This is a genomic window from Bradyrhizobium sp. NAS80.1 (assembly GCF_001908205.1).
Taxonomy (GTDB): domain Bacteria; phylum Pseudomonadota; class Alphaproteobacteria; order Rhizobiales; family Xanthobacteraceae; genus Bradyrhizobium.
The window spans coordinates 12,537-37,424 of record NZ_LGHL01000058.1 but is presented as its reverse complement, the minus strand read 5'-3'; the positions used below and the strand labels follow the sequence as shown (position 1 = coordinate 37,424).

General features: G+C 60.0%; 18 protein-coding genes and 1 pseudogene. 6 read left to right on the top strand and 13 right to left on the bottom strand.

All coding sequences use genetic code 11. The annotated features are described in order from the left end of the window. Positions 1–18: 18 nt before the first annotated feature. Entirely contained in the window at positions 19–3,393 is a 3,375-nt protein-coding gene (locus AC629_RS15035) for an AAA family ATPase (RefSeq protein WP_084805493.1), read from the top strand. Between the two features lie 336 nt (positions 3,394–3,729). Here the strand turns inward: AC629_RS15035 and AC629_RS15030 are convergent, their stop codons facing one another. The 6 genes and pseudogenes from AC629_RS15030 to AC629_RS48675 all read right to left on the bottom strand — a co-directional run. Beyond that, positions 3,730–4,959 (bottom strand): CaiB/BaiF CoA transferase family protein, encoded by a 1,230-nt coding sequence (locus tag AC629_RS15030; protein WP_084805507.1) that lies wholly within the window; start codon positions 4,957–4,959, stop codon positions 3,730–3,732. 172 nt (positions 4,960–5,131) lie between these two features. Further along, positions 5,132–6,337: an MFS transporter gene (locus AC629_RS15025; protein WP_084805492.1), complete on the bottom strand. Its 1,206-nt coding sequence runs from the start codon at positions 6,335–6,337 to the stop codon at positions 5,132–5,134. Between the two features lie 119 nt (positions 6,338–6,456). Further along, a complete protein-coding gene (locus tag AC629_RS46820) occupies positions 6,457–6,627 on the bottom strand; it encodes a hypothetical protein (RefSeq protein ID WP_168195493.1) in 171 nt (56 codons plus the stop codon). 39 nt (positions 6,628–6,666) lie between these two features. Then, a complete protein-coding gene (locus tag AC629_RS15020) occupies positions 6,667–6,870 on the bottom strand; it encodes a hypothetical protein (RefSeq protein ID WP_084805491.1) in 204 nt (67 codons plus the stop codon). A gap of 80 nt (positions 6,871–6,950) precedes the next feature. Further along, on the bottom strand, positions 6,951–7,235 hold the full coding sequence (locus AC629_RS48680; RefSeq protein ID WP_245331873.1) for a DUF3626 domain-containing protein: 285 nt from the start codon (positions 7,233–7,235) through the stop codon (positions 6,951–6,953). A 170-nt stretch (positions 7,236–7,405) separates the two neighbouring features. Beyond that, positions 7,406–7,681 (bottom strand): annotated as a pseudogene (locus tag AC629_RS48675) (DUF3626 domain-containing protein); the annotation flags it as partial. Between the two features lie 412 nt (positions 7,682–8,093). Between AC629_RS48675 and AC629_RS15010 the strand changes: the two are divergent. Continuing rightward, complete coding sequence (locus AC629_RS15010; protein WP_084805490.1) at positions 8,094–8,795, top strand: phosphatase PAP2 family protein; 702 nt, start codon at positions 8,094–8,096, stop codon at positions 8,793–8,795. A gap of 132 nt (positions 8,796–8,927) precedes the next feature. After that, the gene (locus AC629_RS15005) at positions 8,928–10,763 is read left to right on the top strand and encodes a polysaccharide biosynthesis tyrosine autokinase (RefSeq protein WP_084805489.1); all 1,836 of its coding nucleotides are present in this window, start codon (positions 8,928–8,930) and stop codon (positions 10,761–10,763) included. A 15-nt stretch (positions 10,764–10,778) separates the two neighbouring features. Here AC629_RS15005 and AC629_RS15000 read toward each other — a convergent pair whose 3' ends face one another. Then, a complete protein-coding gene (locus tag AC629_RS15000; protein ID WP_084805488.1) occupies positions 10,779–12,095 on the bottom strand; it encodes a polysaccharide biosynthesis/export family protein in 1,317 nt (438 codons plus the stop codon). Between the two features lie 359 nt (positions 12,096–12,454). On the opposite strand from AC629_RS15000, the gene AC629_RS14995 reads away from it, so the two are divergent. Beyond that, complete coding sequence (locus AC629_RS14995; protein WP_168195492.1) at positions 12,455–13,783, top strand: glycosyltransferase family 4 protein; 1,329 nt, start codon at positions 12,455–12,457, stop codon at positions 13,781–13,783. 2 nt (positions 13,784–13,785) lie between these two features. Further along, on the top strand, positions 13,786–15,612 hold the full coding sequence (gene asnB / locus AC629_RS14990) for an asparagine synthase (glutamine-hydrolyzing) (protein ID WP_084805486.1): 1,827 nt from the start codon (positions 13,786–13,788) through the stop codon (positions 15,610–15,612). Between the two features lie 62 nt (positions 15,613–15,674). On the opposite strand, the gene AC629_RS14985 is transcribed toward asnB, so the two are convergent. Then, positions 15,675–16,922: a glycoside hydrolase family 5 protein gene (locus AC629_RS14985; protein ID WP_084805485.1), complete on the bottom strand. Its 1,248-nt coding sequence runs from the start codon at positions 16,920–16,922 to the stop codon at positions 15,675–15,677. Positions 16,923–17,168: 246 nt separating this feature from the next. On the opposite strand from AC629_RS14985, the gene AC629_RS14980 reads away from it, so the two are divergent. After that, the gene (locus AC629_RS14980) at positions 17,169–17,933 is read left to right on the top strand and encodes an FkbM family methyltransferase (protein ID WP_168195491.1); all 765 of its coding nucleotides are present in this window, start codon (positions 17,169–17,171) and stop codon (positions 17,931–17,933) included. A gap of 146 nt (positions 17,934–18,079) precedes the next feature. Here AC629_RS14980 and AC629_RS14975 read toward each other — a convergent pair whose 3' ends face one another. The 5 genes from AC629_RS14975 to AC629_RS14955 form a co-directional block, all read right to left on the bottom strand. Further along, complete coding sequence (locus AC629_RS14975) at positions 18,080–19,405, bottom strand: acyl-CoA synthetase family protein (protein WP_143199147.1); 1,326 nt, start codon at positions 19,403–19,405, stop codon at positions 18,080–18,082. Further along, entirely contained in the window at positions 19,392–20,549 is a 1,158-nt protein-coding gene (locus AC629_RS14970; protein ID WP_143199146.1) for a hypothetical protein, read from the bottom strand. Before AC629_RS14970 ends, AC629_RS14975 begins: the two co-directional genes overlap by 14 nt. 105 nt (positions 20,550–20,654) lie before the next feature. After that, the gene (locus AC629_RS14965) at positions 20,655–22,946 is read right to left on the bottom strand and encodes a glycosyltransferase (protein WP_084805481.1); all 2,292 of its coding nucleotides are present in this window, start codon (positions 22,944–22,946) and stop codon (positions 20,655–20,657) included. A 192-nt stretch (positions 22,947–23,138) separates the two neighbouring features. Next, positions 23,139–24,122, bottom strand: a complete 984-nt coding sequence (locus AC629_RS14960) for a glycosyltransferase family 2 protein (protein WP_084805480.1) — start codon at positions 24,120–24,122, stop codon at positions 23,139–23,141. Next, positions 24,112–24,885: a class I SAM-dependent methyltransferase gene (locus AC629_RS14955; RefSeq protein ID WP_168195490.1), complete on the bottom strand. Its 774-nt coding sequence runs from the start codon at positions 24,883–24,885 to the stop codon at positions 24,112–24,114. Before AC629_RS14955 ends, AC629_RS14960 begins: the two co-directional genes overlap by 11 nt. Positions 24,886–24,888: the final 3 nt, after the last annotated feature.

Sequence of the window (24,888 nt, the reverse complement as noted above, 5' to 3'; positions counted from 1 at the left end):
CGCTCGTGGGCAGAGCCAATGCAGCAGATTGCGGACTGGCTCGACGAACTTGGGCTTGGGCAATACGCGCAGCGTTTTGCCGAGAATGGGATCGATGTTAGCGTCCTTCCCGAACTGACGGACGACGACCTCGACAGGCTCGGGGTCCTGCTCGGCCATCGCCGTAAAATGCTGCGCGTGATCGCCGAAATCAATCGGGCCGAATTGGTCGCCGAGCGGGCGCGCCGACACGATGCCGAACGCCGTCATCTCACGATGCTGATCTGCGATCTGGTCGGCTCGACAGCCCTGACGGCCCGACTTGATCCAGAGGACATGAGCGCCGTGATCGACGCCTATCATGCCGCCTGTGCCCGTATCACGCTATCCTATGACGGTTTTATTGCTGATTTCCGCGGAGACGGGATATTGGCCTATTTTGGCTATCCCCGCGCGCACGAGGACGACGCCGAGCGAACCGTTCGAGCAGGGCTCGATATCATTGCCGCTGTTGCGCGGCTCGAAACGCGCGCTCGAGAACCTCTCTCGGTGCGCATTGGCATCGCTACCGGCCTGGTCGTGGTGGGCGACGTTGGTGGCGAAGGCAAGCTGCGGGAGCACGCTGTGGTCGGCGACGCGCCGAACCTTGCGGCTCGCCTGCAAACGTTAGTCGAACCGAATACCGTCGTCGTCGCGGAGTCCACGCGCCGGCTGCTGGGCGACCTTTTCTGTCTGCGCGACCTTGGCCAGCACGAGCTTAAGGGTATTGGCGAACCTGTCAGGGCATGGGCGGTCGAGGGCCCGTCGGCTCCCGATAGCCGCTTCGAGGCGGTCCGTCCGACCAGCCTGTCCGATCTCATCGGTCGCGAGGCCGAGATGGCTTTCCTGCTGGAACGCCAACGCCTGGCCTGGAAGGGCGAAGGGCAAATCATTTTGATCTCAGGCGAACCTGGAATCGGCAAGTCCCGTCTTGCAGCAGCTCTCGCCGATCGTCTCGCCCGGCAGACGCACACGCGCTTTCGTTACCAGTGCTCACCCTACCATGCCAATAGCGCGCTTCGTCCAGTCATTGACCAGTTGGAACGAGCGGCGGAGTTTAAAGCAGAGGATGCGCCCGGGGTACGCCTCGACAAGCTGGAAGCCCTACTCGCCTCAGGCACAACGCAGGTTCAGGCTGTGGCTCCGCTTTTTGCCGCATTGCTGTCAATCCCCTTCGGCGACCGATATCCCCAACTGATGTTCAGCCCCGCGCAACAGCGCCGCCGGACGCTCGCAGCGCTGCTCGATCAGTTCGAATTTCATGCGCGCCGGCAACCCGTCCTGTTGCTGATCGAAGACGCGCAATGGGCCGACGATACCTCACTGGAGCTGCTCGATCTCATCGTCGAGCGAGCACGCCAATTGCCGATCCTTGCACTGGTCACCTCCCGATCCGAGTTTGAGCCACCTTGGGCTGGTCTCGCCAATGTCGGTACCTTGGTGCTCGATCGGCTCAACCGTGAGAACGTCGAACGTATAGTTACACAGGTGGCCAACGGCCGCGCGCTCCCCACCGAAGTGCTGACACAGATCGTAGCAAAGACCGATGGAAATCCGCTGTTCGTCGAGGAACTCACCAAGGCTGTTCTCGAAGCGGACATCCTGGTTGAGCTCCCCGACGGCTATCGACTCGATACGCCGCTTCCGCCTCTGGCGATCCCGGAAACCCTTCAGGATTCCTTGATGGCGCGGCTCGACCGCCTGCATTCGGTGAAGCAGATCGCCCAAGTTGGTGCCACCATCGGGCGCGAGTTTTCATATTCGTTGATCCGTGCGGTGATCCCACGCGACGAGACCGTGTTGAAGCATGCACTCACCGAGCTGGAGCAGGCGGAACTGGTGTACCGCCACGGCGAGCCGCCGGAGGCCGTCTACAGCTTCAAGCACGCATTGGTACGCGATGCGGCGTATGAGAGTTTGCTCAAGAGACGGCGGCAGCAACTGCATGGTCAAATTGCGCGCACACTCGAGGAAAAGTTTTCGGATGTCGTGATGAACGAGCCGGAAATCCTGGCGTACCATTTCACTGAAGCCGGCTTCATTGACCTCGCCACCAACTACTGGCTCAAGGCTGGTAATCGTGCGTTGAGCCGCTCGGCGAACGGTGAAGCCGTCAAGCATCTCAGACGAGGAATAGAGCTGACTCGGCAATCGGCACAATCGCCCGAACGCGTTCGCAAAGAACTGGATTTTTACCTTGCCCTTGGACCGGCAGTGGCGGCAACCGAGGGCGATGCCGCGCACGAAACGTCCAGGGTTTTCTCACGGGCTCGCGAGCTGCTCGGCGACACTGGCACGTTGAAAGAACAGATGACGATCCTCTGGGGCACCTACCTGGCTCACAGCATGCGAGCGGAACATACCGCGGCGCTGGAGGTTGCCCAGCAATGCCTAGCCTTGGCTTCAAAGCATGATCATCCTGGGGTGTCGGCGCTGGCAAACCGGTTCATGGGCCAGACCTTGCATTACATGGGCGCGCTCGTCGATGCACGCGTTCATCTGGAGCGAACGCTCACACTGTGCGCGACCAATCCAGATACGGTCGCGACGTATCGTCGCTTCGGTGTCGACGATCAGGTCAATACCCTGTCGATGCTCGCATCAGTGCTGTTGCTGCTTGGCTGTCCAGAGCAGTCCGCCGCCGCTGCGGAACAAGCCGAGAAGCGTGCCCGAGCGATAGGACGCACTTTCACGACCGCCTTGTCCTTCACTAACATGGCTGTCCTCGGCACGATCGGCGGCGATCCGCAGCGGGCCTTGGCCCACGCTGATGAAGCGATAACCCTCGGCGTCGACAACGAATTCGCTGCTCTCGTTCGAAGAGCACGTTTCTTTCGAGGGTCCCTGTTAGCCCAGGCTGGTGATCTCCAACTTGGCATCGAGCTCATGCGAAGTGCTTTGGCGGCGGCCGATTCGAACTCTGAATGGAACCGGCGCACTCTTTATTTGTGCCATATCGCTTCTGCCCATGCGAGCCTTGGTCAGCCTGAAGTTGGCCTCGCCTTGTTGGACGAAGCCGTTCAACAGACCGAAGCAACAAGCGAACGGTTTTTCGAAGCAGAACTGTATCGTTTGCGAGGAGAGATTCGCTTGAGTTTGGGCGAGAAGCGCGATGCGGAAGCCGAACTGCAGCGGGCATTGACGATTGCGCGGCGGCAGCAGGCCCGTTGGTGGGAACTGCGCGCCGCCACCAGCCTTGCGAGGCATTGGCATGACGACGGCAGATATAGTGAAGCCATTTCCCTTCTGGAGCCGATTTACCTCTGGTTCGTCGAGGGTTTCGACACGCCTGACTTGAAGGATGCCAAACTGCTCTTGGACCGGCTGAACACCGTGTCGCGTACGCAAATCCGATCGGCCGGCGGCACCGGATGAGGGGTCTGTATCCGCAAACTCAGTGAACGGTAGTAGCGGAGCCAGCCCCCTCACCCGTCTCGCCGCTGGGCGGCGAGCCACCCTCTCCGCTTGTAAGGCAGGGCTATCGCACATGGGGAAAAGCGTGGCGGGAAGCTCGCCTGCGGCCATCCTTCGAGACGCCCGCCTACGGCGGGCCCTCAGGATGAGGTCGCGTTTCGCGGCGAGATATCAAACCTCATGGTGAGGAGCCCGCCGAGGCGGGCGTCTCGAACCATGCAGGCCGAGCACGTTCGGCAGCCTCTCAACCGTCATATGCGATAGCCCTGCCTTGTAAGGGGAGAGGGTAAGAACGCGCTAGATGATACCCTGCTTCTTCAGCGTCTCGATCTTGTCGGCATCATAGCCGAGCTTGCCGCCGAGAATTTCCTGCGTGTGCTCACCCAAGAGCGGCGGAGCGCGGTAGGTCTTGATCGGGGTCTCCGAGAAGGTCAGCGCGTTGCGGATCAGCGACAGCTCCGGCTCGAACTTGTGCTCGGTCTTCACCCGCATGCCGCGCGACTCGACGTGGGGATCGCTAAACACCTGCTCGAAATTGTTGATCGGACCAGACGGCACGCCGGCCTCCTCCAGCTTTTCCAGCCAGTAGGCCACCGGCTTCTTCAGGAACAGGCCGGCGAAGATCGCCATGATCTCCTTGCCGTGCACGACGCGGTCGTTGTTCTTGATGAAGCGCTTGTCATTGGCGAGCTCGGGCTCGCCGAGCACCGCACAGGTGCGCTGGAACTGGCCGTCATTGCCGACCACCAGCATCAGCTCGCCGTCGGTGCAGCGGAATACGCCGGCCGGCATGCCGCCGTTGCCCCAGGTGCCGCGGCGCGGCGGGGTCTTGCCGTTGACGAGATAGATCTGGAGCCAGTGGCTGAGCGAGGCAATCACGGTGTCGAACAGGCAGACGTCGAGATGCTGTCCTACGCCACCATTGGCGTCGCGATTGTAGAGTGCCGAGAGAATCCCGATCGAGGTATTCATGCCGGTCATGTAGTCGACGATCGAGGGACCGACCTTCATGGGGCCCTCGCCCGGTTCGCCGTCCATATGGCCGGTGACGCTCATCAGGCCGCCCATCGCCTGCAGGATGGCGTCATAGCCGGCCCGCGGCGCGTAGGGGCCGGTCTGACCGAAGCCGGTCACCGAGCAATAGATGATGCGGGGATTGAGCGCCTTGATCGTCTCGTAATCGAGGCCGTAGCGCTTGAGATCGCCGACCTTGTAGTTCTCCATGAAGACATCGACGTCCTTGGCGAGCTCACGGATGATCGCCTGCCCCTCGGGCTTGGCGATGTTGACGGTGACCGACTTCTTGTTGCGGTTGGCGCAGAGATAGAACGAGTTGTTGTTGTTCGCCTTGCCCTCGGGGTCAGTCAAATAAGGCGGGCCGAACGCGCGCGCGTCGTCGCCGGTGCCCGGCCGCTCGATCTTGATGACCTCCGCACCTAAATCGCCCAGCATCTGGGCCGACAAGGGCCCGGCAAGCACGCGGGTGAGGTCAAGGATCTTGATGCCTGAAAGCGGCAAGGCCGACATGTCGATTTCCTCCGGAAACTGATATTGGCGCGGCGCGCTCGAAGCGGACCGCGCTTCCTGCGGATACACTATTTTGGCCTTCTGAGCACTGCACTCCGGGAATACGGCCATCCTCCGCCGGGCAGCCGCGATCCCCTGGCCGCGAATTTCCGCGCCGTGAATATTACCGTGCTCAGGTCGCGGCCGCCGCGGCGATTTGCGGACGCCGGCGGCCGAGCAGGACCAGGATGAGCACCGTGGCGCAGGAAAAGGCAAAGGTGAGACCGAGCGCCCCGCGGCTGCCGAACTGTGTGAGCAAGCCGACAAGGAGCGGCGGAGAGATCGCGGACGCCAGATTGAGCGGCAGCGCGATCATCGACATCGCCTTGGCGAACTCGGCCTGGTCGTAGAACACGAGCGGGATCGTCGCCCGCGCCACCGCCATCGCACCGCTGCCGGCGCCGTAAAGCAGGATGAAGGCCGCGACCGCCCAGGTCGCGCCGTCGCTCATCATCAGCAGCAGCATGGCCACGGGCAATGCGGTGCCCGCGACGAGCCCGGTCGTGATCCCGTCCCATCGCCCGCCGCCGAGGAAATCCAGCCCGCGGGCGCTGACCTGGATCACGCCCAGCATCGAGCCGAATGCAAGGGCCTGGGCCGGCGCGAGCCCCTCCGCCCTCAACAACTCGATCAGAATGGCGCCGATGCCGAAATTGACGAAGGCATTCATCGTGATCGCGGCAACGACGAGGCTGAAGGTGCTCTTCGGGATCGCAGGCGGCGGCGCGGCCTTGACCGGCTCGTCACCATCATCCGTCGCAATCTTCCGGCGCGGAGCGAGGAACGCATAGAGCGGAAGGTTGATGACGAGCATCATGGCTGCATAGACGAGGCACGTCCCGCGCCAGCCGAGCAGACCGCTCAGGAACGACGTGGTCGGCCAGAAGATGCTGCTGGAGAGGCCCGTCACCAGCATGAGCGCGCCGATGGCGTTCTTGGCCCCCCGCCCGGCGACCTCGTTCAGCATGATATAGGCGCCGGTCGAGAGCGTGGCGCTGCCGGCCATGCCGAGGACGACCCAGGCGGCGAAATAGAGCAATGGTTCGCGGGCGAAAGACAGGAGAACGTAGCCGGGTATGGCGACGACCGTGCCTGATATCATGACGTTTCGTGCGCCAAGCCGCGCAAAGGATTTTGCCAGCCAGGGGGCGCACAGCCCCATCGAGACATAGAGGACCGACGTCCCGGCGAACACCACCGGCAGGCTCATGCCGAGATCGGCCGCGAGATCGCGCCCGACGATGGCGGGAAGCCCGATCGTGCCCCATCCGACCAGTTGGGTAACCGCAAGCACCAGCAGGACACCAATGAGCCTGCTGTCAGATTTCAGAAACCGCATTCCAACCGTCGCCTGCCCGGCAGGCGCGGATCACGCCCGTAAGGCAGTCTTACCCCCGGATGCGACGGCCGGGAATATCGGTTCCGAATGGCACCGCAGCGCCAGCCGCAGACCGGATGTCAGGAAACGTGGCCGGGATCGATATGCTTGGGCGTCTTCTTCTCGCGCTGAGGCGTCATCCTGGCGGGATCAGGCGCACCGGGCACGCCGCGCGGACCGAGTTGATCGCGCTGGATGTCGTCTTCGGACAGAGGCGGCTCGACGCCGTTTTGCTCACGAGGCTTGGTCATCGCGACCTCCTTTCGTGCTCTGCGTGAAGTGCGATCACGCTAGCTGCCGAGCGCGGTCTCGCGCGTTTCGCGGCCGGGCACACTGACATGGACCTCATGACCCTGTCGGAGTGCCAGCGAGGCGGCGGCGACTGCCGATTCGAACGCCGATTCCTTGGTGGCGTATCTACCGTTGACGTTACCGTCGTGCAGCACGCCCCATTCGTCCTGAACCGGCACGACCGCGTATTGAGCAAGGCCCATTGTCGAACTCCTCAAGCTTCACGCGTGTGGATCAGCGCATTGACGATCGACCGGCCAACTCGTGCTTGAAGTGATGGTTCCTATGGTAGAGCTCGCCCGCCGCGCCCACAGGTGGACTTTTTACCAGCAACCGGGCTGCCGAACTTCGCCACGCAGTGCCACACGCGCTTGAGAGACTGCGGGTCGGCTCTGTTGGATTTCAGGGCCAGGCCAATCTCGCGGGGCGTCACATAACCGTCAGTCGAGATGGAGGCTGCCAACTCCGCAAATTCCAGCCCGCGGTAGGCCACGCAGTCCTCAACCCTGCTGACCGGCATACGAAACCCGGTGTGCCATTCGAAGGCACAGGGAAGTGTCGTGGCCACGGCTTCAATCCTGGTGTCGCGATAGCACGGATCGAGCACAATGGCTTCGACGTCATCGGGTGGGCTTCGATGTAATTGTCGAGCACGTCTATCGAAGCTCTTCCCTCCTCTGCCAAGGCAATGAGGCTCATGCGATCAGCCACACCAAAATCGACTGGATCGAGGTAGCTGTCGGGATAGCAGAACGTGGTGCGGGCCAGGACGTGAGGTCGCAGCCGCAGGTGAGCGGAGCCGAAACGCGGCGAACCGCCCGTCACGCGCCGGAGATGGTTCAATGCTCCGTATTTCGGCCGCAGCTTCGCGTCGGCATTGTCATAAGCGGCTCCGAACATACGGCTTTCCCAACGCCAGCGGTCGCCGCCAGGGTGAGCTGTCAGACCGCCATTGCTCGTGCCGGTTTCGAATTGCGAGCGATAGATGCCTTCTTGTGCGAGGACGTCGATCATCAACCGACCCTGATGGAGGGCATCGGGATGGAAGTTCAGAGTCACCGGAAGTCCATCCGGGAGTGGGGTGCCTTCTGATCCGCTGCGAACGTGGCAAATCGCTTCTTCAATGCACGGATCTGTCACTGGATACATTCTCTATGTCAGCGAAGCTGCCTGTTTGCGGATCGCAACCGTCGCAAAGGCAGCCGCAGCCGTGCCGATTCCGAATCTCGTCCCTGATTACCCAAGGATTCAGACCCCGCAATCAATTGCAACTGTACTGGGCTAGAAAGAGCGTCAGGGCCGCACCCAAATGGAACTTTTTGCTCGACGCGCGGGAACCCGGGACTTTGCGAAGTTATTATGACAGGCAGGCCGACCCTTGGTGCGATCGCCACGGGAGACGCGTCCGAGGGAGGGCATTTCAGCCGTGGCGGATTTCCTGGGCGGACTTGATGTTTCAGTTTTTCGGGCCTTGAACGACCTCTGCGGCTCCAGTCCGACGCTCGACCGGATTGCCGTCCATGTCGAAATCATCAAGGGTCCCCTCTTCATGGGGATCATCGGATTGCTCTGGTATCGACCGGGCAAGGAGACGCCGCGACGCCGCGAAACGCTGATCACCATGATCCTGACCGTAGCCCTGTCGCTGATCGTCAGCCGTATCATCTCCATGCTGCTGCCGTTCCGTTCTCGCCCGATGTACAGCATCGGAGCCAACGCACCCAGCCTCGAGTGGCACCCCGACCTTGAGCACTGGAGCAGTTTTCCCAGCGACAACGCAACCTATCTCTTTGCGATCGCTGCAGGCTTGTGGCTGGTATCGAGATGGTGGGGATTGTTATACGGCGCTTTGGCCGGGGTGGTTGCCCTCGCGAGAGTCTATCTTGGCATTCATTATCCAAGCGATGTCCTGGTGGGCGCCCTGGTCGGTGTCGCGACTAGCGTGGCGGTCAACCGCGAAACCATCAGAAGGCGGATCGCGGCCCCCGTCCTCGCATGCGAGCCGCTGTACACGCCCTATTTTTACGGTCTGTTCTTTCTGACGTTAGGCGAGGTATCCGGCGGGTTCCAAACCACACGGCGTATCGCCGTGGCCATCGTCCACTTCTTTACCAGCTACAGCCGATAGCAAACCGCGGGGAATTCAGACGCCGGACCGTACGGATCGTGCACCTTTGGTCGCCAGCTGGTCCGCCCTTCGGAACCTGTGGAACGTGGAAGCGTTAGCGCGGGTACCGCACCCATAAGGCGTTGGTCCCTGATGTTAGAAGCTGGTCATTCGAAGTTCGTCACCACTTCGGAGGAGTTTCCGGCGGCTATTCCGCCTGGGGAAGTCCTTGCTTCCGCCTTGGCATTTGTCCGGCGAAACCGTGGGACGATTCTGACCTGCCTCGCGATAACGTCCGTGGCGTCAATCGTCTATTTGCTGACCGCGACGCCGCGTTTTACGGCCAGGGCAGCGCTGTACATCGACGCTCCAAAGGTTCGAGTCATGGAGCCGGAGCGTCCGATCGAAGGCACGATCGATTCAACGACAATCGAGAGCCAGGTGGAAATTCTGCAATCCGACGCAATCGCCGCGGCCGTGGTGACGAAACAGGGATTGGCAGAAGACGCAGGTTTCCTCGCAGAGGGTCGGAGTATCCTCGGAAGCGTCCTGGGTTTCCTGAACGAAGCCTTAAGTTCGCCGACCCACAGATCAGTTCTCAGCCCGATCCAAAGGGCGATGCGGGTCGTACAAAACAACCTGGGCGTAGCACGAAGCGGCGTTTCTGCCGTCATCAGGGTTGATTACGTCGACTCGGATCCAAATCGGGCCGCCCGGATCGCGAACGCCGTGGCCGAGGCGTACGTGGACAGCCGCATCGACGCGAGGCGAAAAATCGCAGAGAGGGCCAGCGCCTGGCTGCGAACCAATCTCAAGGAGCTTCAGCAGAAGGCGGCGGCGGCTGAGAGCGAACTTCAGGAATTCCGGGCCAAAAACGACATTAGTGCACAGGCGAAGTTTAATGACCTTCAGGCCACTGCAAACACCTACCGGAAGCTCTACGACAGTTCGCTTCAGCGGTATGCCGAGACGGTGCAGCAGGAATCGTTGCAACTGACTGACGCGGATGTTGTCAGTGCGGCGCTGCCTCCTCCGGTCAAGAGCCACCCCAAGCCCTCTCTGGTGCTGCCCATCGGCCTATTCGCGGGGCTCTGCCTCGGGCTCGGAATTGCGCTCTGGAAGGAACTGACCGATCAGACCTTTCGGACGACTGAGCAGATTCGCGAGAATCTGAAGACGGATTGTCTCGCGGTTCCCGAGACAATCACGACATCCTATTGGCGGCGTCGTTCCGCTCTGTTCGGCTTCTTTCGACGGGGAAGTCCGCAGAACATCAGAAATATCGGGATATTCGCGCACGTGCTGTCCAGTCCGGTGTCGCAATTCGCCGAATCCCTCCGCGCCCTCAAGGTGAACTGCGATTGCCAGATGACCCAAGCCGAATCCAAGATCGTCGGGGTTACGTCCGCACTCGAGAAAGAGGGAAAGTCGACGATCGCGGCGAATTTCGCTTTGCTTCTTTCGCGTGCGGGAAGGACGACCCTGCTGGTGGACGCGGACTTTCACACGAGCGCGTTGTCCCGCGTGCTGGCGCCCGACGCCACCAAGGGATTCTGCGAGGCCGTGCTCGGACGCGCCAAGCCGGACGAGGCAATCCGCCGATATTCCAACTGCAGCCTACACTTTCTCCCGGGCGTTCCCCAGCCGCAGCCCTTCGAAACAAGTGAATTTCTCGGATCGGAAGCCTGTCGCGCGTTCCTGGAGACGCTGCGGCAGCAGTACGAGTACATAGTTGTGGACCTGCCACCTCTTGCGCCGGTCGTTGACGTGCAGGCCGGCAGCGCCATTGTGGACGGCCTCATCCTGGTCGTTCAGTGGGGTAAAACGCCGATCCCGACCGTGCAGCGTGCGCTGGAATCGGCGCAATCGGTGCAATACAAGCTGCTGGGCGCGGTCCTCAACAACGTCGATCTTCGCGCAATGCGCAGGTATGGCTACGGCCAGCAGGAAAGCGAGTTCTACGGATCTCGCGCCTCGATAGCCAGATAACCAAGCCTCGTTGGCTTACTCTCGCTGTTCCGTTCCGGTGGTGCCCTCTTGTGCCGGCGAGCTGTCCAGCCGGAGTTTGACATCGACCACATCTCCCGGCATGAGTTCCGTCTGGTCGTTCGCGACTATCGTAGCCGTAGTGTCGTGGTCTTTTCGGAACACTTTGACGTCCGGCTCGCCACCTGGGCCGCGGGTAAGCTGGGATCTCGCCATTCCCGCATACAACAACTTCTCACTGACGGACTTAAGTCGAGCCCGAACATTGTTGAGCCGCACCGTCGCATCCTGCATATTCTGCAGCAGCTCTTTCCGCCTTTTGTCGTCAATGGCTTCCAGGGATCTGGCGAATTCGGAGCGTTTGCGCTCGACGTCCTGGAGCAGTGCAGTTGTCTGAAGTACCCGGGTCGCTGATTCGAGCGTCAGCCGTCGCGTTTCCGACACACGCGTTACAGGCAAGATGCCCTTACGGAAGTTTGACATGACCTCCTTGTAGTCGGCGGCGTCGGCGTCCGCATCCTGCTGTTCCGCCTGCCGTTGCTGACCAAGCACCGCAATCCGCTGATCTTCCTGAGAGATGGCTTCGGACAGATATTTTTTCTCCTTGGCCAAATCCGCAATGTCGACACTAAAGTGTTGTGATTCCAGGTCGATGATCTTCGACGTGACCGGGGTTGGAAGCGGCACGTCACCCAAGCCCGGCGCCTGGAACGCGCTTCTTCCGTCCAATTCAGCCTGGAGCCGCGCGATTTCAGCGCTGACCTTCGCAAACTCGGTCCACAGGTCATAATAGTCGCTGCGGAAATCCGCGGAGTCCAGGAACGGATCTCGAGAGCGGAAGCGCATCGTGTCGTAACCGCCCGCGAGGGCAATGGCCTGGCGTACGGTCATTCCCGGCCGATAAGTCTCCGCGCCCGGTTTTGCCACATCGCCATTGAGATAGACCGGCCGATACTCCGCCACCTCGACGATCACCTCCTCTGGAGAAATCGTGACCACGTCATTGTCATGCGTGGCGAGCGAACGTCCACGCGAGTCCGTCTCGCGCGCGCGAAACGCTTTCGTTGACAGCAGCGACTTTACTTGCTTGCCGAGCTCGGCGACGGTCAGTCCGGCTGCCTGGATGCTGCCAAGCAGAGGAAAAGAGGCACGGCCGTCCACATCGATGGTGGCCCGATGCCGCAGGTCCGGCACACCAACCACCCCAATCTCCACAGCATCTCCGGGTGCCAATATGTACTCGGCGTGCGCGCGAACCGGAACAAGCAGGAAGAAGACAAGTAACAGGAGGGGGTTAGCCTTAAACAATGCACTCCAACTAGCTGAAGCTGGCATGCCTGACTTATCCTTGATGATTGTGAATGCTCAGCATCACAACGAGGCCGCCGGCTTCGAGTTCCCGGGAACGCCGGCAGCATTCCAACTCTGATTCTCGTATCCGCGCGCCTCTGCGCTGGGATCGCTGTATGCGTCAACCAATGGCCGAACGTTGGACCATTGCCACCGTTTTTGGCTTTCGCTGCGCCCGCGCAAGGCGATCGCATCTCGGAACCATTTCAGTACTCCTCTTGTTTGTTGGTGAAGATCGCTCCTGGGCCCAGACATTGCCGGCGAACCGGCAACTTCGGCTCGCTCGGGCGCTCACTTGTGAAGTGGATCGGCAGCACGACAGGCGAGCGAGAGGGGATCGATCGATGGGCGACGGAACCAGCAGGCCGTACTGGATGTCGCAAGACCCTTCCCTGGCGAAGCTCCGACAGGCGGAGCGCGCTTACGAACCGGAGACGCAAAATCCTGCCGGGCCTCCCCGAAATGCCACGGCAGCCACTCTGGTCCCGCCCTTGATCTCCGATGCGGCGGCACCTGAGCGGCGGCCAACCGAGGCGGGCATTGATCCAAAGATGACGCGCGGTATCACCGTGGCCTTTATCGGCCCGATCGCGGACGAAGGTGAACCGGCCAGGGGCGGCTTTGAATCGGCCAATCGACGCACCATCACGTTGCTCAGGCAGCATGGCGTCGAGGTGCTGGAACTACCCTACCCCGTGGCGCGCGGTCCCGCGTGGATCAAGGCACTACTCTATGTCCGAGGTTTCGTGCGGATAGCCTTATCGCTCGTGGAGCACGCCGGCACATTTCAACTGGTCCACTTCACTCCGTTCCGGCGCCAATTCATTCTCCCCGAGACGCTCCTCTGCCGACTGGTGCAGATGCTGAAAAAGCGGCTGTTGCTCGACCTACGAGCTGGAGACCTTGTGATCTCCTATCACGAGCGAGGCATGTTCCATCGAAAATGCCATGCGGTCATGGTTTCGACTGCGGATGTCGTTGGCTCCGAGGGAAATTGTTACGTGCGCTTTCTCGTTGAAACACTGAAGGCATCACGGGTCGTCTATCTACCGAACTTCACGACCATTCCAAGCAAGCGCAACGAGCGTCGGTTCGAGGACCTCGACCACCGGATAAACATCGTGATGCTGGGGCGCGTTGCCCCTGAAAAAGGGACCGGCCTTGGTATCGAGATCGTCCGGCTTCTCTGCAACGCCAACGTTCCGGCCAGACTTACGATCATCGGCACCGGCTCCCCTGCCTACATCGATGTTCTCGTGGAACAAGGAAGGGATCTTCCTGTCCTGTTTGCCGGAAGCCTGAACCCGCTCGAGATCGAGGCTCGACTTTCGAAGGAGCACATCTTTCTCTTTCCCACGCGTCACTTTGGAGAAGGTCACTCAAATGCGTTGACCGAAGCGATGGCTTCCGGGTTGGTTCCTGTCTGCAGCAATCATGGGTTCAACTCGGACGTCGTCGGAGACTGCGGATTCATTGTGCCTGCTGACGCGACCGCCGAGGACTATGCTGCCGTCCTGCTCGCAGTTATCCGCTCTCCGGGTCTCCTGAAGGAGCTGTCGATCCGCGCACGATCACGTACAGAAAGCCTGTTTTCGGATGCGCGCGTCGTTCCATTGATACTCAAGCAATACAGGCTGTTGATCGAGCCTGCCCCTGCAGCATCTGGAGTGTAGTGATGTGCGGAATTGCAGGAATGGTCACTCCTTCGCCGGAGCCTTTGCTGGAGACCTTTTTGTCTCAAGCGAAACTCCATCTGCGAAGCCGGGGTCCCGACCACTTCGATTCCGCGAAGCTCGACCAGGGCGTGCATCTGCTGCACACCCGGCTCTCCATCATCGATTTGACCGGCGGCGTTCAACCAATGCAGGACGAGGACGGCGCCATCGTCTTCAACGGTGAAATATACAACTATCAAGAGCTTCGCGATCGGCGGATCGAGTACAGGACGACCTCGGACACGGAAGTGCTTCTAAAGGGTATGGCTGCAAGGGGTCTCCCATTCCTCAATGACGTCGATGGCATGTTCGCGTTTTGCTATTTTGATCGGCACCGACGACGTCTTACGCTCGCGCGCGATCGGTTTGGGATTAAGCCGCTCTATTACTACCGCAGCGCCCGGTGTTTCGCCTTCTCATCGACGCTTCAGTCCCTCATGGTGTTTTCGCGCAAACGAATCAACGAGCGCGGCCTGGCCGAATACTACTCGTTTCGTGCGTGTTGTGCGCCGAACACGATTTTTGACGATGTATACGAACTCAAGGCCGGGGAAGCCCTTGTGTTCGACATCGCAACCATGAAGATAGAGCAGATTGTCCGGTGGGTTCATCCGAAAACGCATCAGCGACAGATCAAGGACGAAAACGCCGCATTGGAGCTGCTGGACAGCAATCTCCGGCTCGCGATCAAACGTCACCTGGTTTCGGACGTCCCGGTAGCCACGTTGTTGAGCGGCGGCGTCGATTCGAGCATTGTGACGGCGCTGGCCGCGCAATATGCCCCCAGCATCTCCGCGTTTACGATCGGATTCGAAGAGGATGGATTTGACGAGAGCAGATATGCTGCCGCGGTATGCAGGGCGCACGGAATTCGTCACCACGTGGAATACTGTAACGCCGATGCCTTCCTGCAGCACGTCGACGCGTGGCCTGCGGTCATGGACGATGTGGTTGCCGATCCGTCTGCCGTCTTCTTGTACGCGGTGGCGCAATTCGTAAGAGATTCGAGCTACAAGGTCGTACTTTCGGGGGAAGGCGCCGATGAGATGTTCTGTGGCTACAATCAATATTTCCGGTTCAAGTTCGCCAAGCAGTTTTACAAGGCAGGCAAGTACCTTCCCTTATTGCCGAGCCTCATAGGTACAGTACGCGGAAGCAAATCGCGGGAAATACATTTTGCACGACAGCTTTCGCTCATCCCGCACTACTATGGAGCTGGACTGATATTCGAGCCATATCTCATATCCAGTCTTCTGGTTAGGTCCTTCGAAGTCGTTGGAGTTGACACGCTCTCGGCCGCGCTCGATCTCGATGTCGCGCGACGGCTGCCAGACGATATTCTCACAAGGACGGATCGCGCCACGATGCACGCTTCGGTCGAAGCGCGCGTCCCGTTCCTGACGCAGTACGTCTGCGCCGTGGCCGATCGTTGCAGCGAAGATCTGCTCCTGAACGGACGCCAGCGAAAATACATTCTGAAGAAACTGGCTGAACGATACGTTCCGGCTGAATGCCTCTATCGCCGAAAAGTCGGCTTTGACCTTCCGCTCGCGAAATGGTTCCGCAACCAGTTGAAGGAGAGACTGCTCGATAACATGCGCGGGTCCTGGCAATACGACTTCATCAACAAGGACTTCTTCCACGGTATTGTCGAAGACCACATGGCCGGACGCAACGACAATGCCGACAAGCTCTGGGCGTTTCTGCTCCTCGAGCAGAATGTTGAGTTCCTGCGGAGCCTGCCGAGCCAGGCCCACGCCGATAGGTCCATGATGGCCGTCAACTGAAAAGATCGCACTCACGCGCGGCTCGATTCAGCGGCTATGCCAGGCAATGCGGTCAGGCCAGATCAATAAACGTTCATCCCAAGCGCATCAAGAATGATCGGGTCCAACGCGCCCGTGCTACGATCGAGCTCCAGGCCCGTGAACTCCGGCTGCTCCAGGCTCCAGTACGCCCACGGCATCTGCCGCCGCCCAGCCGCCTCGCGGACCGCCTCGAGCCAGTTGTGGCGCGACTTCGGATCGACATTTGGACGCATGACGCCGAATTCTCCGAGGAAGACCCTTTGCGGCGATACGCCGTGAGTTCTCGCCCAATCCAGATTCTTGTCAAACACGCGCACGATGTCGGCAACACTTGAGAATTGCCGCAAGTCGGAAACGGCCACGTCGATTCCGTGCTCGGCCCGCAGCCGGGTTTGCAGGTCACCAATATTCTCGGCCTCCAGCCTCGTACGTGCGCGGCCTTCCACGTCCGCGAGGCCGGCGGGATCCAGTGGAAAGGGCACGTTGTTCACGAACCGGGTCGATGCCAGAAGATCGCTGCGATCGAACGCGCCTTGCTGGGTAAAGGCATGCGGCGCATAGAAATGAAAAGTGAAGTAGACGTTCCGGCCGGGATAATTGGAAGGATCGAGCGCCATCAATTCAAGGCCACAGCAACTGCAACAGCCAGTCACCATCACAGTCAGATCGGGCGCAACGCCGCGGATCGAATCGAAATAGCTCTTCTGCGTGAGCTGCCAAAGAGTGATCTCACTTTCGCCCCAGTTGCGCGTGGTCGGCTCGTTCAGGATTTCGAGGACAACCTTGTCCCGCGGTAGGCGCGACAAGTTCGCGGCGGTCCGCATCAGGACGTCGCGAAAGGCTTCGACGAGCGGCTGGCCCGGGCCGCGCGTGAAAGCCACAGGAGGGAACCGCGGGTCCTGGTTGATCGGATGAAAGTCGACAATGACGGTGAATCCGGCGGCGATCAGTTGCGATACGCGATCGATCGCGATGGCATCGAGCTCAGGACGCTGCTCCGCATTCGCCGACAGAAAGATGCCGAGCCCGACCGTCAGCCTCACGGTATCGAAACCAGCTTGTTTCAACCGGGCCAGCTTATCTTGGCGCGGAGCGTAGGGCGCGGCGGCGAACGGAGGCCAGACGTAAGAGGGCTGTGCCCCCCGCGTCATCTGAGGCCAGTTCATCACTCCGTGAATAGAGATGCCCCGCCCTATTCGGGCCTCCGGCAACAACTCAGCTCCGTATGCCGTTACGGCCGAGATCGCGAACGTAACCAAGCCGGCGAAGAGCCACTTCAGTTTTCGCATTTCCCGTTCTCCCGCTTACCATCGCCGACATCTTGCTACTCCCCCGGAGGATCGACGTAACAAGGCGGATTGGCGATTGGTTCCAAATGGCTGTCGACCGAGCGTCTCCTGCTTTCCACGCCGCCGCCTCAGCGCAAGCACCAACTCTTGATCTAAACACTTCCGTAGTGCACGATCTAAACACTTCCGTGGTGCACGCTTTGAAGCCTCAGCAGAGGTCAGCGCGAAATGGCAGTCAGGAAGCTCTTGATCGACGCCAAGGAGAACATCAAGGATGTTTTCTCGCTTGGTCCGCAGTTCTTGTTTCGCCATCTCAATCACGCGCCGGCACGATGTGTATCGATCGCCGGCTACGGCAATATTCATTTGCGCCCGGGCCAGAGCGACTGTGCGGTGATAAGGCAGGTCTTCCGTGAGCGGCAATATGATGTCGGCACCACCGCGGGAATTAACCAGCGCATTTGGCGCCGCTATACAGAAATTCTGCAACGCGGCGAGATCCCGACAATTGTCGACGCGGGTGCGAACATAGGAGCCGCATCGCTGTGGTTCTTGAGCACATACCCGCGAGCCGCGGTTGTCGCCATAGAACCCGAACCTGACAATCTCGCTATGCTGCAACTGAACGCGCATGGGAAAGAGCGTTTGTCCGTGATTGGCGCGGCGATTGGATCCACCGAAGGCTTTGTTTCAATCAAGAGCGACGGCCTTCACTGGGCCGCACAGACGATCAGAGCACAAACCGGAGTGCCGATCATAACGATGAACAACGCGTTTCGTTCAGTGGAACACGGCGTGCCCTTCATTGCCAAGATCGATATCGAAGGATTCGAAAAGGACCTGTTCTCCGAAAATCTGGAGTGGTTGAACGATGTTTATGTCGTCTATATCGAACCACACGATTGGATGCTGCCAGGCCAAATGACCAGCAAGCCATTTCAGCGCGCGTTGGCACAGCACCCGTTCGAACTCCTGATTAGCGGTGACAATCTAGCGTTCGTTCGCGTATAGCGCGCCGCGACCTGCCAGAAGCAGACTAGATCATTTTCAGTTCTGATTGAATCAGAACTGAAGCCTCGATTCTTGTACTGCGCGTTTTCTTCACACGAACCGTTGGCCACTTCACTCGAAAACGCTCCAGCGCTTCGGATGATTGATCATTGCCCACAAGTCCTCACCACCAGAGGCGCTTTTCCGCGCGCGGTGCGCTGCAGGCGGTCAACTACGACGACGTCGATCTTCATGCTTGCGGGAATCTTCTGCCGGGCCTTCTTCATGATCAACCTCTCCGTCTGCTCCGAATAGGTCGCCAAGGGCACCACATGAATTTCTACTTGAACGCGCGAAGGTTGAAGAACCTGCATTTGCGCCACATCGGGCACGCCGCGCGGTATATGATTTATACCGATCAGATGTCCGCCTTCCGGCGACACCAGATAGTCCGATTGCCGGCCGGAAATGCCGGCATGAGGACGGAGTCCAAGCGCAACGTCTTCGATCTCCACCTCGCTTTCGCCTTTCGGGATGCGAATGAGATCGCCGGTGGCATAGCGCACGAGCGGTTGCGCAGCGTTCCAGTAGGATGTCCCAATGATCTCATGCAGGCCGTACGTCTCGTCATCGTAAGAGTGGCGGAGCTCTACACGCCCGTAGAGAGGCATAAAATAATGGCTCTTGCCATCGACCGAATAGGAAAAGCAAACGCGTTCTGCCTGCCCGTAGTAGTCGAGAACCGGAACCTTGAACGCGCGCGCGGCTTCGGCATGTAGTTCCGGGGTTAGAACCTCGGACGTCAAGACGACAATCTTGAGCCCGGGAATGACCGGCGACGTCGATCCGGCCAGACGGTACAGGGCTTCAAGCGAGCTCGGATATGCCCATAGAATGTCGGGGCGAAATTCCTTGAGGGCCTCGATGTAATCAGCCACCGTGGCCGCATGAAGGTGGTTGGACGAGAGCGCCAGATAATTTCCGCCATGCTGATGCTGCCAAAAAGGCGGCGTCATGTCGGACGGATCCTTGATCGTGTCGCCGCGCAGTACCGCGGTCCGAGCGCTCCGCCAGTCGACGCCTCCATGCCGCTCTACGATATGATCCAGTACGGCCTGCTCGAACACGACGGAGGACCACGAGCGCCGCAGCGCAATCGGAACGCCCGTGCTTCCGCCGGTTTCAGCCCCGATCGTGTGAAGCCAGGCACGTTGGCGCAATGTAGATCCCTCATCTCGCAGAACGTCCTTTTCGAGGATCGGCCACCTCTCGTAGAAACTATCCGCGCCGCGGGTCCGTGCGTAAACCGACGTTCGGGCTTGCCGCAGGGTCCGCGCTGTCAGCCGATCACGGGTTGAGAGGCGCGCGGCTGGTGAAGCGTCCTCCGACCGGGAGAGAAGTCCGCGAAACCGCGGGTAAATCCCCGGCGTGCGGCGGAGCAACACGTCGCCAAACCGAGAGGCCTTCAAACCGAACACGTCATGCCATTTCATTCGGTTTGACTCCTGTTCTTGCTGCCTGGGCACGTCGTCGCCGCTGTTCTACAAACTGGCGCTGGACCCAATAGCCGCACAAAGCAATGGCAGCGGGGATCATGTTCTTTGCGCCAAATCCGAGCGTGGTTGTCGCAATCACGACCAGTATGACGACGAAGGTCAGGCTGTGACGCATGGCGGGCGCGTGCACGATGAGAAGACAGATGGCCATCATCAGAGCCGCCGGGAAGCCAGCCTGCAAGATCACGCTCACAAGGGCATTCTCTATCTGTTGGTCACCAGTCAACTGGGTCGCAAGGAACTTGCCAACGTCATACCCATCGACGCCGTTCCAGAACTGGTGTCCATTCAGCAGATGTATCGTGTCCAAAATGGTATAGCGCGATTGTGCGCTCTGGTCCCAGATCCCCAGTGCGACGATGCGATCGAAAGCGTCGGACGAGAACGCCACCAGAATGGCAACAGGTGCGAGCAAAACGAGACCAAAATCGAGCACGTAGTCGGACATGCGTCTTCTCGGGACGGCAGGGCTGACGATATTCATCAGGAAAATCAGCCCGCCCACCAGTAGCGGCCCGCGCACACGACATAGCGCAATGCCCACCAGAAAGAACAGCATAAGCGCGCGCATTATCCCGGAGGAGACCACGCCGCGCGAGGTCAAGAACATGGCGCAATAGAACAGTGAGCCCGCCATGATCGGATGTGCAAACACACCGGCCGGCCGGAAAAAGGGCTCATAGCCCTCGCGTGGCAGCAGAGCTCTTTGTGAAGCGAACTCAATGGCCACGATGAAAACGTTAAATGCCGCCAGCGCGATGAATAGCTTGAGCAGCGAGCGCACTCGCTCTGTGGGAAGCCTAGACAGTGCCAGTAGCAGGATGGCTGGGACGAGGTAAATGTCGATAAAGGTCGCCGCCAACGCGCCCTTCCCCCGCATCGCCAGCCACAAAATCAAAGAACCCAGGAGACCGATGCCCCAGGTGAGATGTCCAACCGGCACCTGCCATCCGACCGCATAGTCCTCCCAGACGAGCAGGAGCAGAAGAGGTGCCAGCCAACTCGCCGGATGAAATTTTGCCAAGAAATTGCCGCCAGACACAGCGTAGGGCATGAACAGGTCGAGAATCGGCGCACCCAATGTGAAAGTCAGGAGTATCGTTGCGCCGCATAGAAAGGCGATTGGTCCCTCGAGGTCCACAACACGCGCGGGATACGAACGGGGGGGCGGTGGCGATGACCTGCATCAGCTCGCCTCCACAAGCCGCAAGGTCTCAGCGGCCGCGTGGTCCCAGGAATAGAGCCGCGCGTTGGCGGACGCAGCCCGGCTCAACCGCGACCGCAGAGCGGAATCGCTCATCAGCTTTCGCATGGATGCCAGCAGCATGTCTGGATCGTGGGGATCGAAGAAGAGAGCACCTTCGCCTGAAACCTCACGCAGCACTGGAAGATCGGACGCGATCACCGGCACGCCGAACGCGTGAGCTTCGAGCACAGGAAGGCAAAAGCCCTCTTTCCAGGAGGGTACAATGAGTGCCAACGCGCTCCGGTAGGCCCTGCGCAGTTCCGCCTCGGGCAGCGAGCCCAGTGGGTTGAAGCCGTGGGGCGCGCCATGCCGCGCGATCCACTCCTTGACGATGCCTGCCGGGTCCCAGCCGATCCAGTCCACCTCTATGTCTGCGTCGGCACGCCGCAGCGCCTCGAGCAGGCATTCGATGTTCTTGGTCGGCTGGATGTTGGCCACAAACAGGAAACGTGCAGGATCAGCTGATTTCAACGCATCCTCGGGTGTGAACCTGGACGCTTCCTTTATGACGCACATCTTGTCGGCGGCGAACGGCAGCAACATTCGCGCCTCCGTCGCCGTGCTCGCGGACACACAGATAATCCCCCGCGACACCAAAGCCAGCCAGCGCCACAGCGCATGGGCATAGACGACTGTACGCCACGGACGGAAGCGTCTCTCGACATCGTAGAGATCGTGCAAGGTTACGAATTGGTCGAGCACCGGGAACAGCGCGCCCGCCGCCGTCGCACTCACATAGCAGCCGCAGCCTTTCAGGCGCGCACGTGAGCAGGCCACATCATGAATAATCAGGCTGTAGAGCTTGTAGGGGAAGCCGCGCGGACAGGCCGGAAGCATCACCCATTCAACACTGCAATCGCTGGTAATTCTGGCAAAAAGCTCCCGCCGTGCATTCGTCAGCAGCACAAGCGTCGGGCGCTCGCGCGGCCGAGCCATTGCCTCAATCAAGCTTTCCGCGTAGCTGGAGACCCCCGTGACTCGATCGGGGTTTGGCGTGATGAAGGAAATGGCGACGTTGTTGCCCTTCGGTTGCTCCAGGATCAGCGCGAGAAGCAGCGACACTCCCGCTACCAGAACACCAATTGTCGTCAGAACCCCAAGCAGAACAGGACTGGGAAGCACATCCTCCAGAGCCGCCTCGAGGCCTGATCCTACGGCCCAGACGCCGAGGCCCGCGCCCGTTGCCGCGAGGATCGACAGCCAGGGAATCCGAACGGGCATGAGAGACCAGGTCAGCGCAATGCTCACTATCAACGCTGCCATGCTGCCGCTGGCGAACATCACGGCCGCGCCCAAGGCCGGTTTAGACGGGATCAGGAGAAGACCGACGACCGCCGATACGGCAACACTCGCTATGCAGCTTGGAATCTGGCGCAGATTACGCAATTGCATGTGGAAGACATTGTCGTAGACGAAATTCTTGATATTGAGCGTGATCGCCCCGAGCGCGATCCACGGGACTGCGATCACGAAAGTGTCCAGATAGGCGGGCGGAAAGAGAATGCGGGCAATGACGTATCGCGATGCGATCAGAATCCCCGCGGCCGGCAGCGCGATCGCCAGAATGCAGGCCATTTGTCGGGATAGCAGGCGGCCGGCCTCCTGACGCCGACCCGCGTTGAACATCGAGGACAATTGTACGAACGTCCCGATATTGAAAGCCGCCGCGATAACGTCGAATCCGTTCCTCCCGACCGCGTAGGCCGCAGCATAAAAGCCGAGCATGGCCGCGTCGTGATATGATTTCAGCAGAGCCTTATCGAGACTGCCGGCGACCTGCGTCAGGAGAGCAAGCACGACCATGGGAAACGCAAACCAAAACAGGACGCGGGCCGCTGTTTGCTCGGTTCGCGACGCATCGGTACGACGAAAGCCGGTCGCGACCGCGATCCAACCGATCCCAAGATTGACGACGCTTGCGGTGAGCGACGTGATCAGGAAGTCACCGGTTGCAATCATGGCGATGATCACCGTCACAAGCACGAGGACAGCGCGACTGCCTTCGAGAATCGATGCGGTGCGTCCGTTTTCCATTGTTTGGTGAAGCATTACGCCGAAGCGGACCACCGCCGCCGCGGCGATATACACCGCCACTGCCACACCGACCGCCATGACGTTTTCGACAGCGAGCAGCCAAGCCGCGCCTGCCGAAAGCGCGATTCCGACAAACGTGCAAATTGCCGAAAGCCGTGCGACCTTGCTGGCGAAGGCGCGCGGCAGCTTCCCCCCCATGCGCGCCGAACCGCGCCAGCACCAGACGCGTCCAGTTCGTCGTTGTGGTCTCGGCGAACTCGCCAATGATGATGACCAGGGAAAAATATCCGAACTGCTTCGAGGACAGAAGATGGGTGCCTGCGACCATCGTCAGGAATGCGACCGCCCTCATCAGGAAAGTAGACGGCAAGTAAACGAAAAAGGATTTGATCATGGTCGGAGGCGCTGTATCAGGTCGCGGACTTCCCCCAGTTCGCATCCGGCGACTATGAAAAGTATGTTCTTGATCTGCTTCCATGCCCCATGGTGGCGGGCGCGCCAGAACTTCGCCGTGCCCTGGCGACGGCAGAGTGTCCATGAAAACTCTGGATAGGCGCGGTCTACGAGCTTGAAGTAGAGAATGTTTCGCCATCCATACGCACTTATCAGATCGTGCCACGAGGTCGGCGAAACCTGACGCGCGTCCAGCCAGGCATAGAGATGGCGGGCATGATCAAGCGCATAGTTATTGTTGTTGTACAACCTCGCTCGATCGCATCCGCCCGACGTGGACACGTTCCCTCCATGCACACCATAGCAACCGAGCACCGCCTGGAGACTCACGACAGCGTCGGTCGAAGCGGCTGCCCATGACAAATAACCGTCGCAAAAGGAGCTGGAAGCACTCACGAACTGAAAGGCGCTTCTCAGAAAGTCGGTCCGGTAGGCATTGCCAGACGTGGGTGGCGACGGGACATAACCGTGGAGCAGGACAAATTTGGACAGGTCTGCCGTCTGGAACGGTTCGTTTGGGAAAACTCCGACGGCGCGGCCGTTCGCATCGATCATCGCCAGCCGATACATCACCGCATTCGGAGTAGTTCTTGCGGCAGCCTTCGCGACAGTCTCGCACGCGTGCGGGACAAGCCAGTCGTCCGCGTCAAGAATGATGGTGTAGTCGCCCTCGACATAGGGCAAGGCATGCGCAATAGCAGAGTTCTGCCCGCCGTTTTGCTTGCGCAGGAAAAGATAATTAGGGGCGGAATAGCGTTGCGCAACCTCTGCCGAGGAGTCCGTGGATCCGTCGTCAACGACGATGATCTGGACACGCCGCCAAGTCTGACTGAGCGCGGATTCGATCGACCGCGCCAAGAAGGCGGCGTAATTGTAGTTATTGATAAGGACCGTGATTGACAGGGGACGATCAGCCGGCATCTTCCGCCTCCTCTGTTCGCCCACAAACCTGCTCCAGGTCAGCACGCCGCTCGCTCCCCTCACCTAGGTGCGGGCATTTGCGTCCTACAACATAGACGCACGGCAGTATGCGCTCCTTGAGGGCTGGCGCCAACGCGAGTAGTCCGAATAGGCGCCGCTGGCTTGCGTAGACCGCGCTGTAGTAGTCATCACTGACAGCTTGGGCGGCACCAAAGTGAAGCTGGCAGCGGAGCAGAAGTTCGTCTGCATAGTAGCCCGCATGGGCGCCATAGATGTTCTCCCACCGCCCGCGAAGCCGGCACGAGTAGTCGGCAAGATTCCATGCAAGCTTGTTCCGCCAGGAGGTGTCTGATCCGAGGTAGCCGATCAATCGTTTCTTGTTCGGGGTTCCGACGCAGAACGCTCCACCTGGGGCCAAGACACGCGACATCTCTGCTAACGCCTGCTCGGCGTCGGGCATATGCTCAAGTGCGTGAAAGGAGTAGACGAAATCGAACGAACCGTCGCGGAACGCCAATTTCTGCGCATCCATGATCAGGAGTCTCGCGGGCCGCGCACCCGGGTGATCGAGAGCGAACTGACGGCCGATATCGATTCCGATCGTGTAGGAGTTGGGGTAGTGCCTCGCCAGTGTGCCCGCTTCCTGTCCGGTTCCGCAGCCGACAACCAGGATTCTCGACGGATTGGGCGACAGATGCTGTTCGACTACGGAAATAAGCGCTCGCGTCTTCGACTCGGAGATTTCGCTTACGGAATCGCTCACGAT

Bases quoted from the DNA above. Each gene is read 5' to 3' on its own strand.
- AC629_RS15030 (WP_084805507.1), bottom strand. From the start codon at position 4,959: ATGTCGGCCTTGCCGCTTTCAGGCATCAAGATCCTTGACCTCACCCGC.
- AC629_RS15025 (WP_084805492.1), bottom strand. From the start codon at position 6,337: ATGCGGTTTCTGAAATCTGACAGCAGGCTCATTGGTGTCCTGCTGGTG.
- AC629_RS14975 (WP_143199147.1), bottom strand. From the start codon at position 19,405: ATGAAATGGCATGACGTGTTCGGTTTGAAGGCCTCTCGGTTTGGCGAC.
- AC629_RS15020 (WP_084805491.1), bottom strand. From the start codon at position 6,870: ATGGGCCTTGCTCAATACGCGGTCGTGCCGGTTCAGGACGAATGGGGC.
- AC629_RS14960 (WP_084805480.1), bottom strand. From the start codon at position 24,122: ATGCCGGCTGATCGTCCCCTGTCAATCACGGTCCTTATCAATAACTAC.
- AC629_RS15035 (WP_084805493.1), top strand. From the start codon at position 19: ATGCAGCAGATTGCGGACTGGCTCGACGAACTTGGGCTTGGGCAATAC.
- AC629_RS15000 (WP_084805488.1), bottom strand. From the start codon at position 12,095: ATGCCAGCTTCAGCTAGTTGGAGTGCATTGTTTAAGGCTAACCCCCTC.
- AC629_RS14965 (WP_084805481.1), bottom strand. From the start codon at position 22,946: ATGGGGGGGAAGCTGCCGCGCGCCTTCGCCAGCAAGGTCGCACGGCTT.
- AC629_RS14985 (WP_084805485.1), bottom strand. From the start codon at position 16,922: ATGCGAAAACTGAAGTGGCTCTTCGCCGGCTTGGTTACGTTCGCGATC.
- asnB (WP_084805486.1), top strand. From the start codon at position 13,786: ATGTGCGGAATTGCAGGAATGGTCACTCCTTCGCCGGAGCCTTTGCTG.
- AC629_RS15005 (WP_084805489.1), top strand. From the start codon at position 8,928: ATGTTAGAAGCTGGTCATTCGAAGTTCGTCACCACTTCGGAGGAGTTT.
- AC629_RS46820 (WP_168195493.1), bottom strand. From the start codon at position 6,627: ATGACCAAGCCTCGTGAGCAAAACGGCGTCGAGCCGCCTCTGTCCGAA.
- AC629_RS14995 (WP_168195492.1), top strand. From the start codon at position 12,455: ATGGGCGACGGAACCAGCAGGCCGTACTGGATGTCGCAAGACCCTTCC.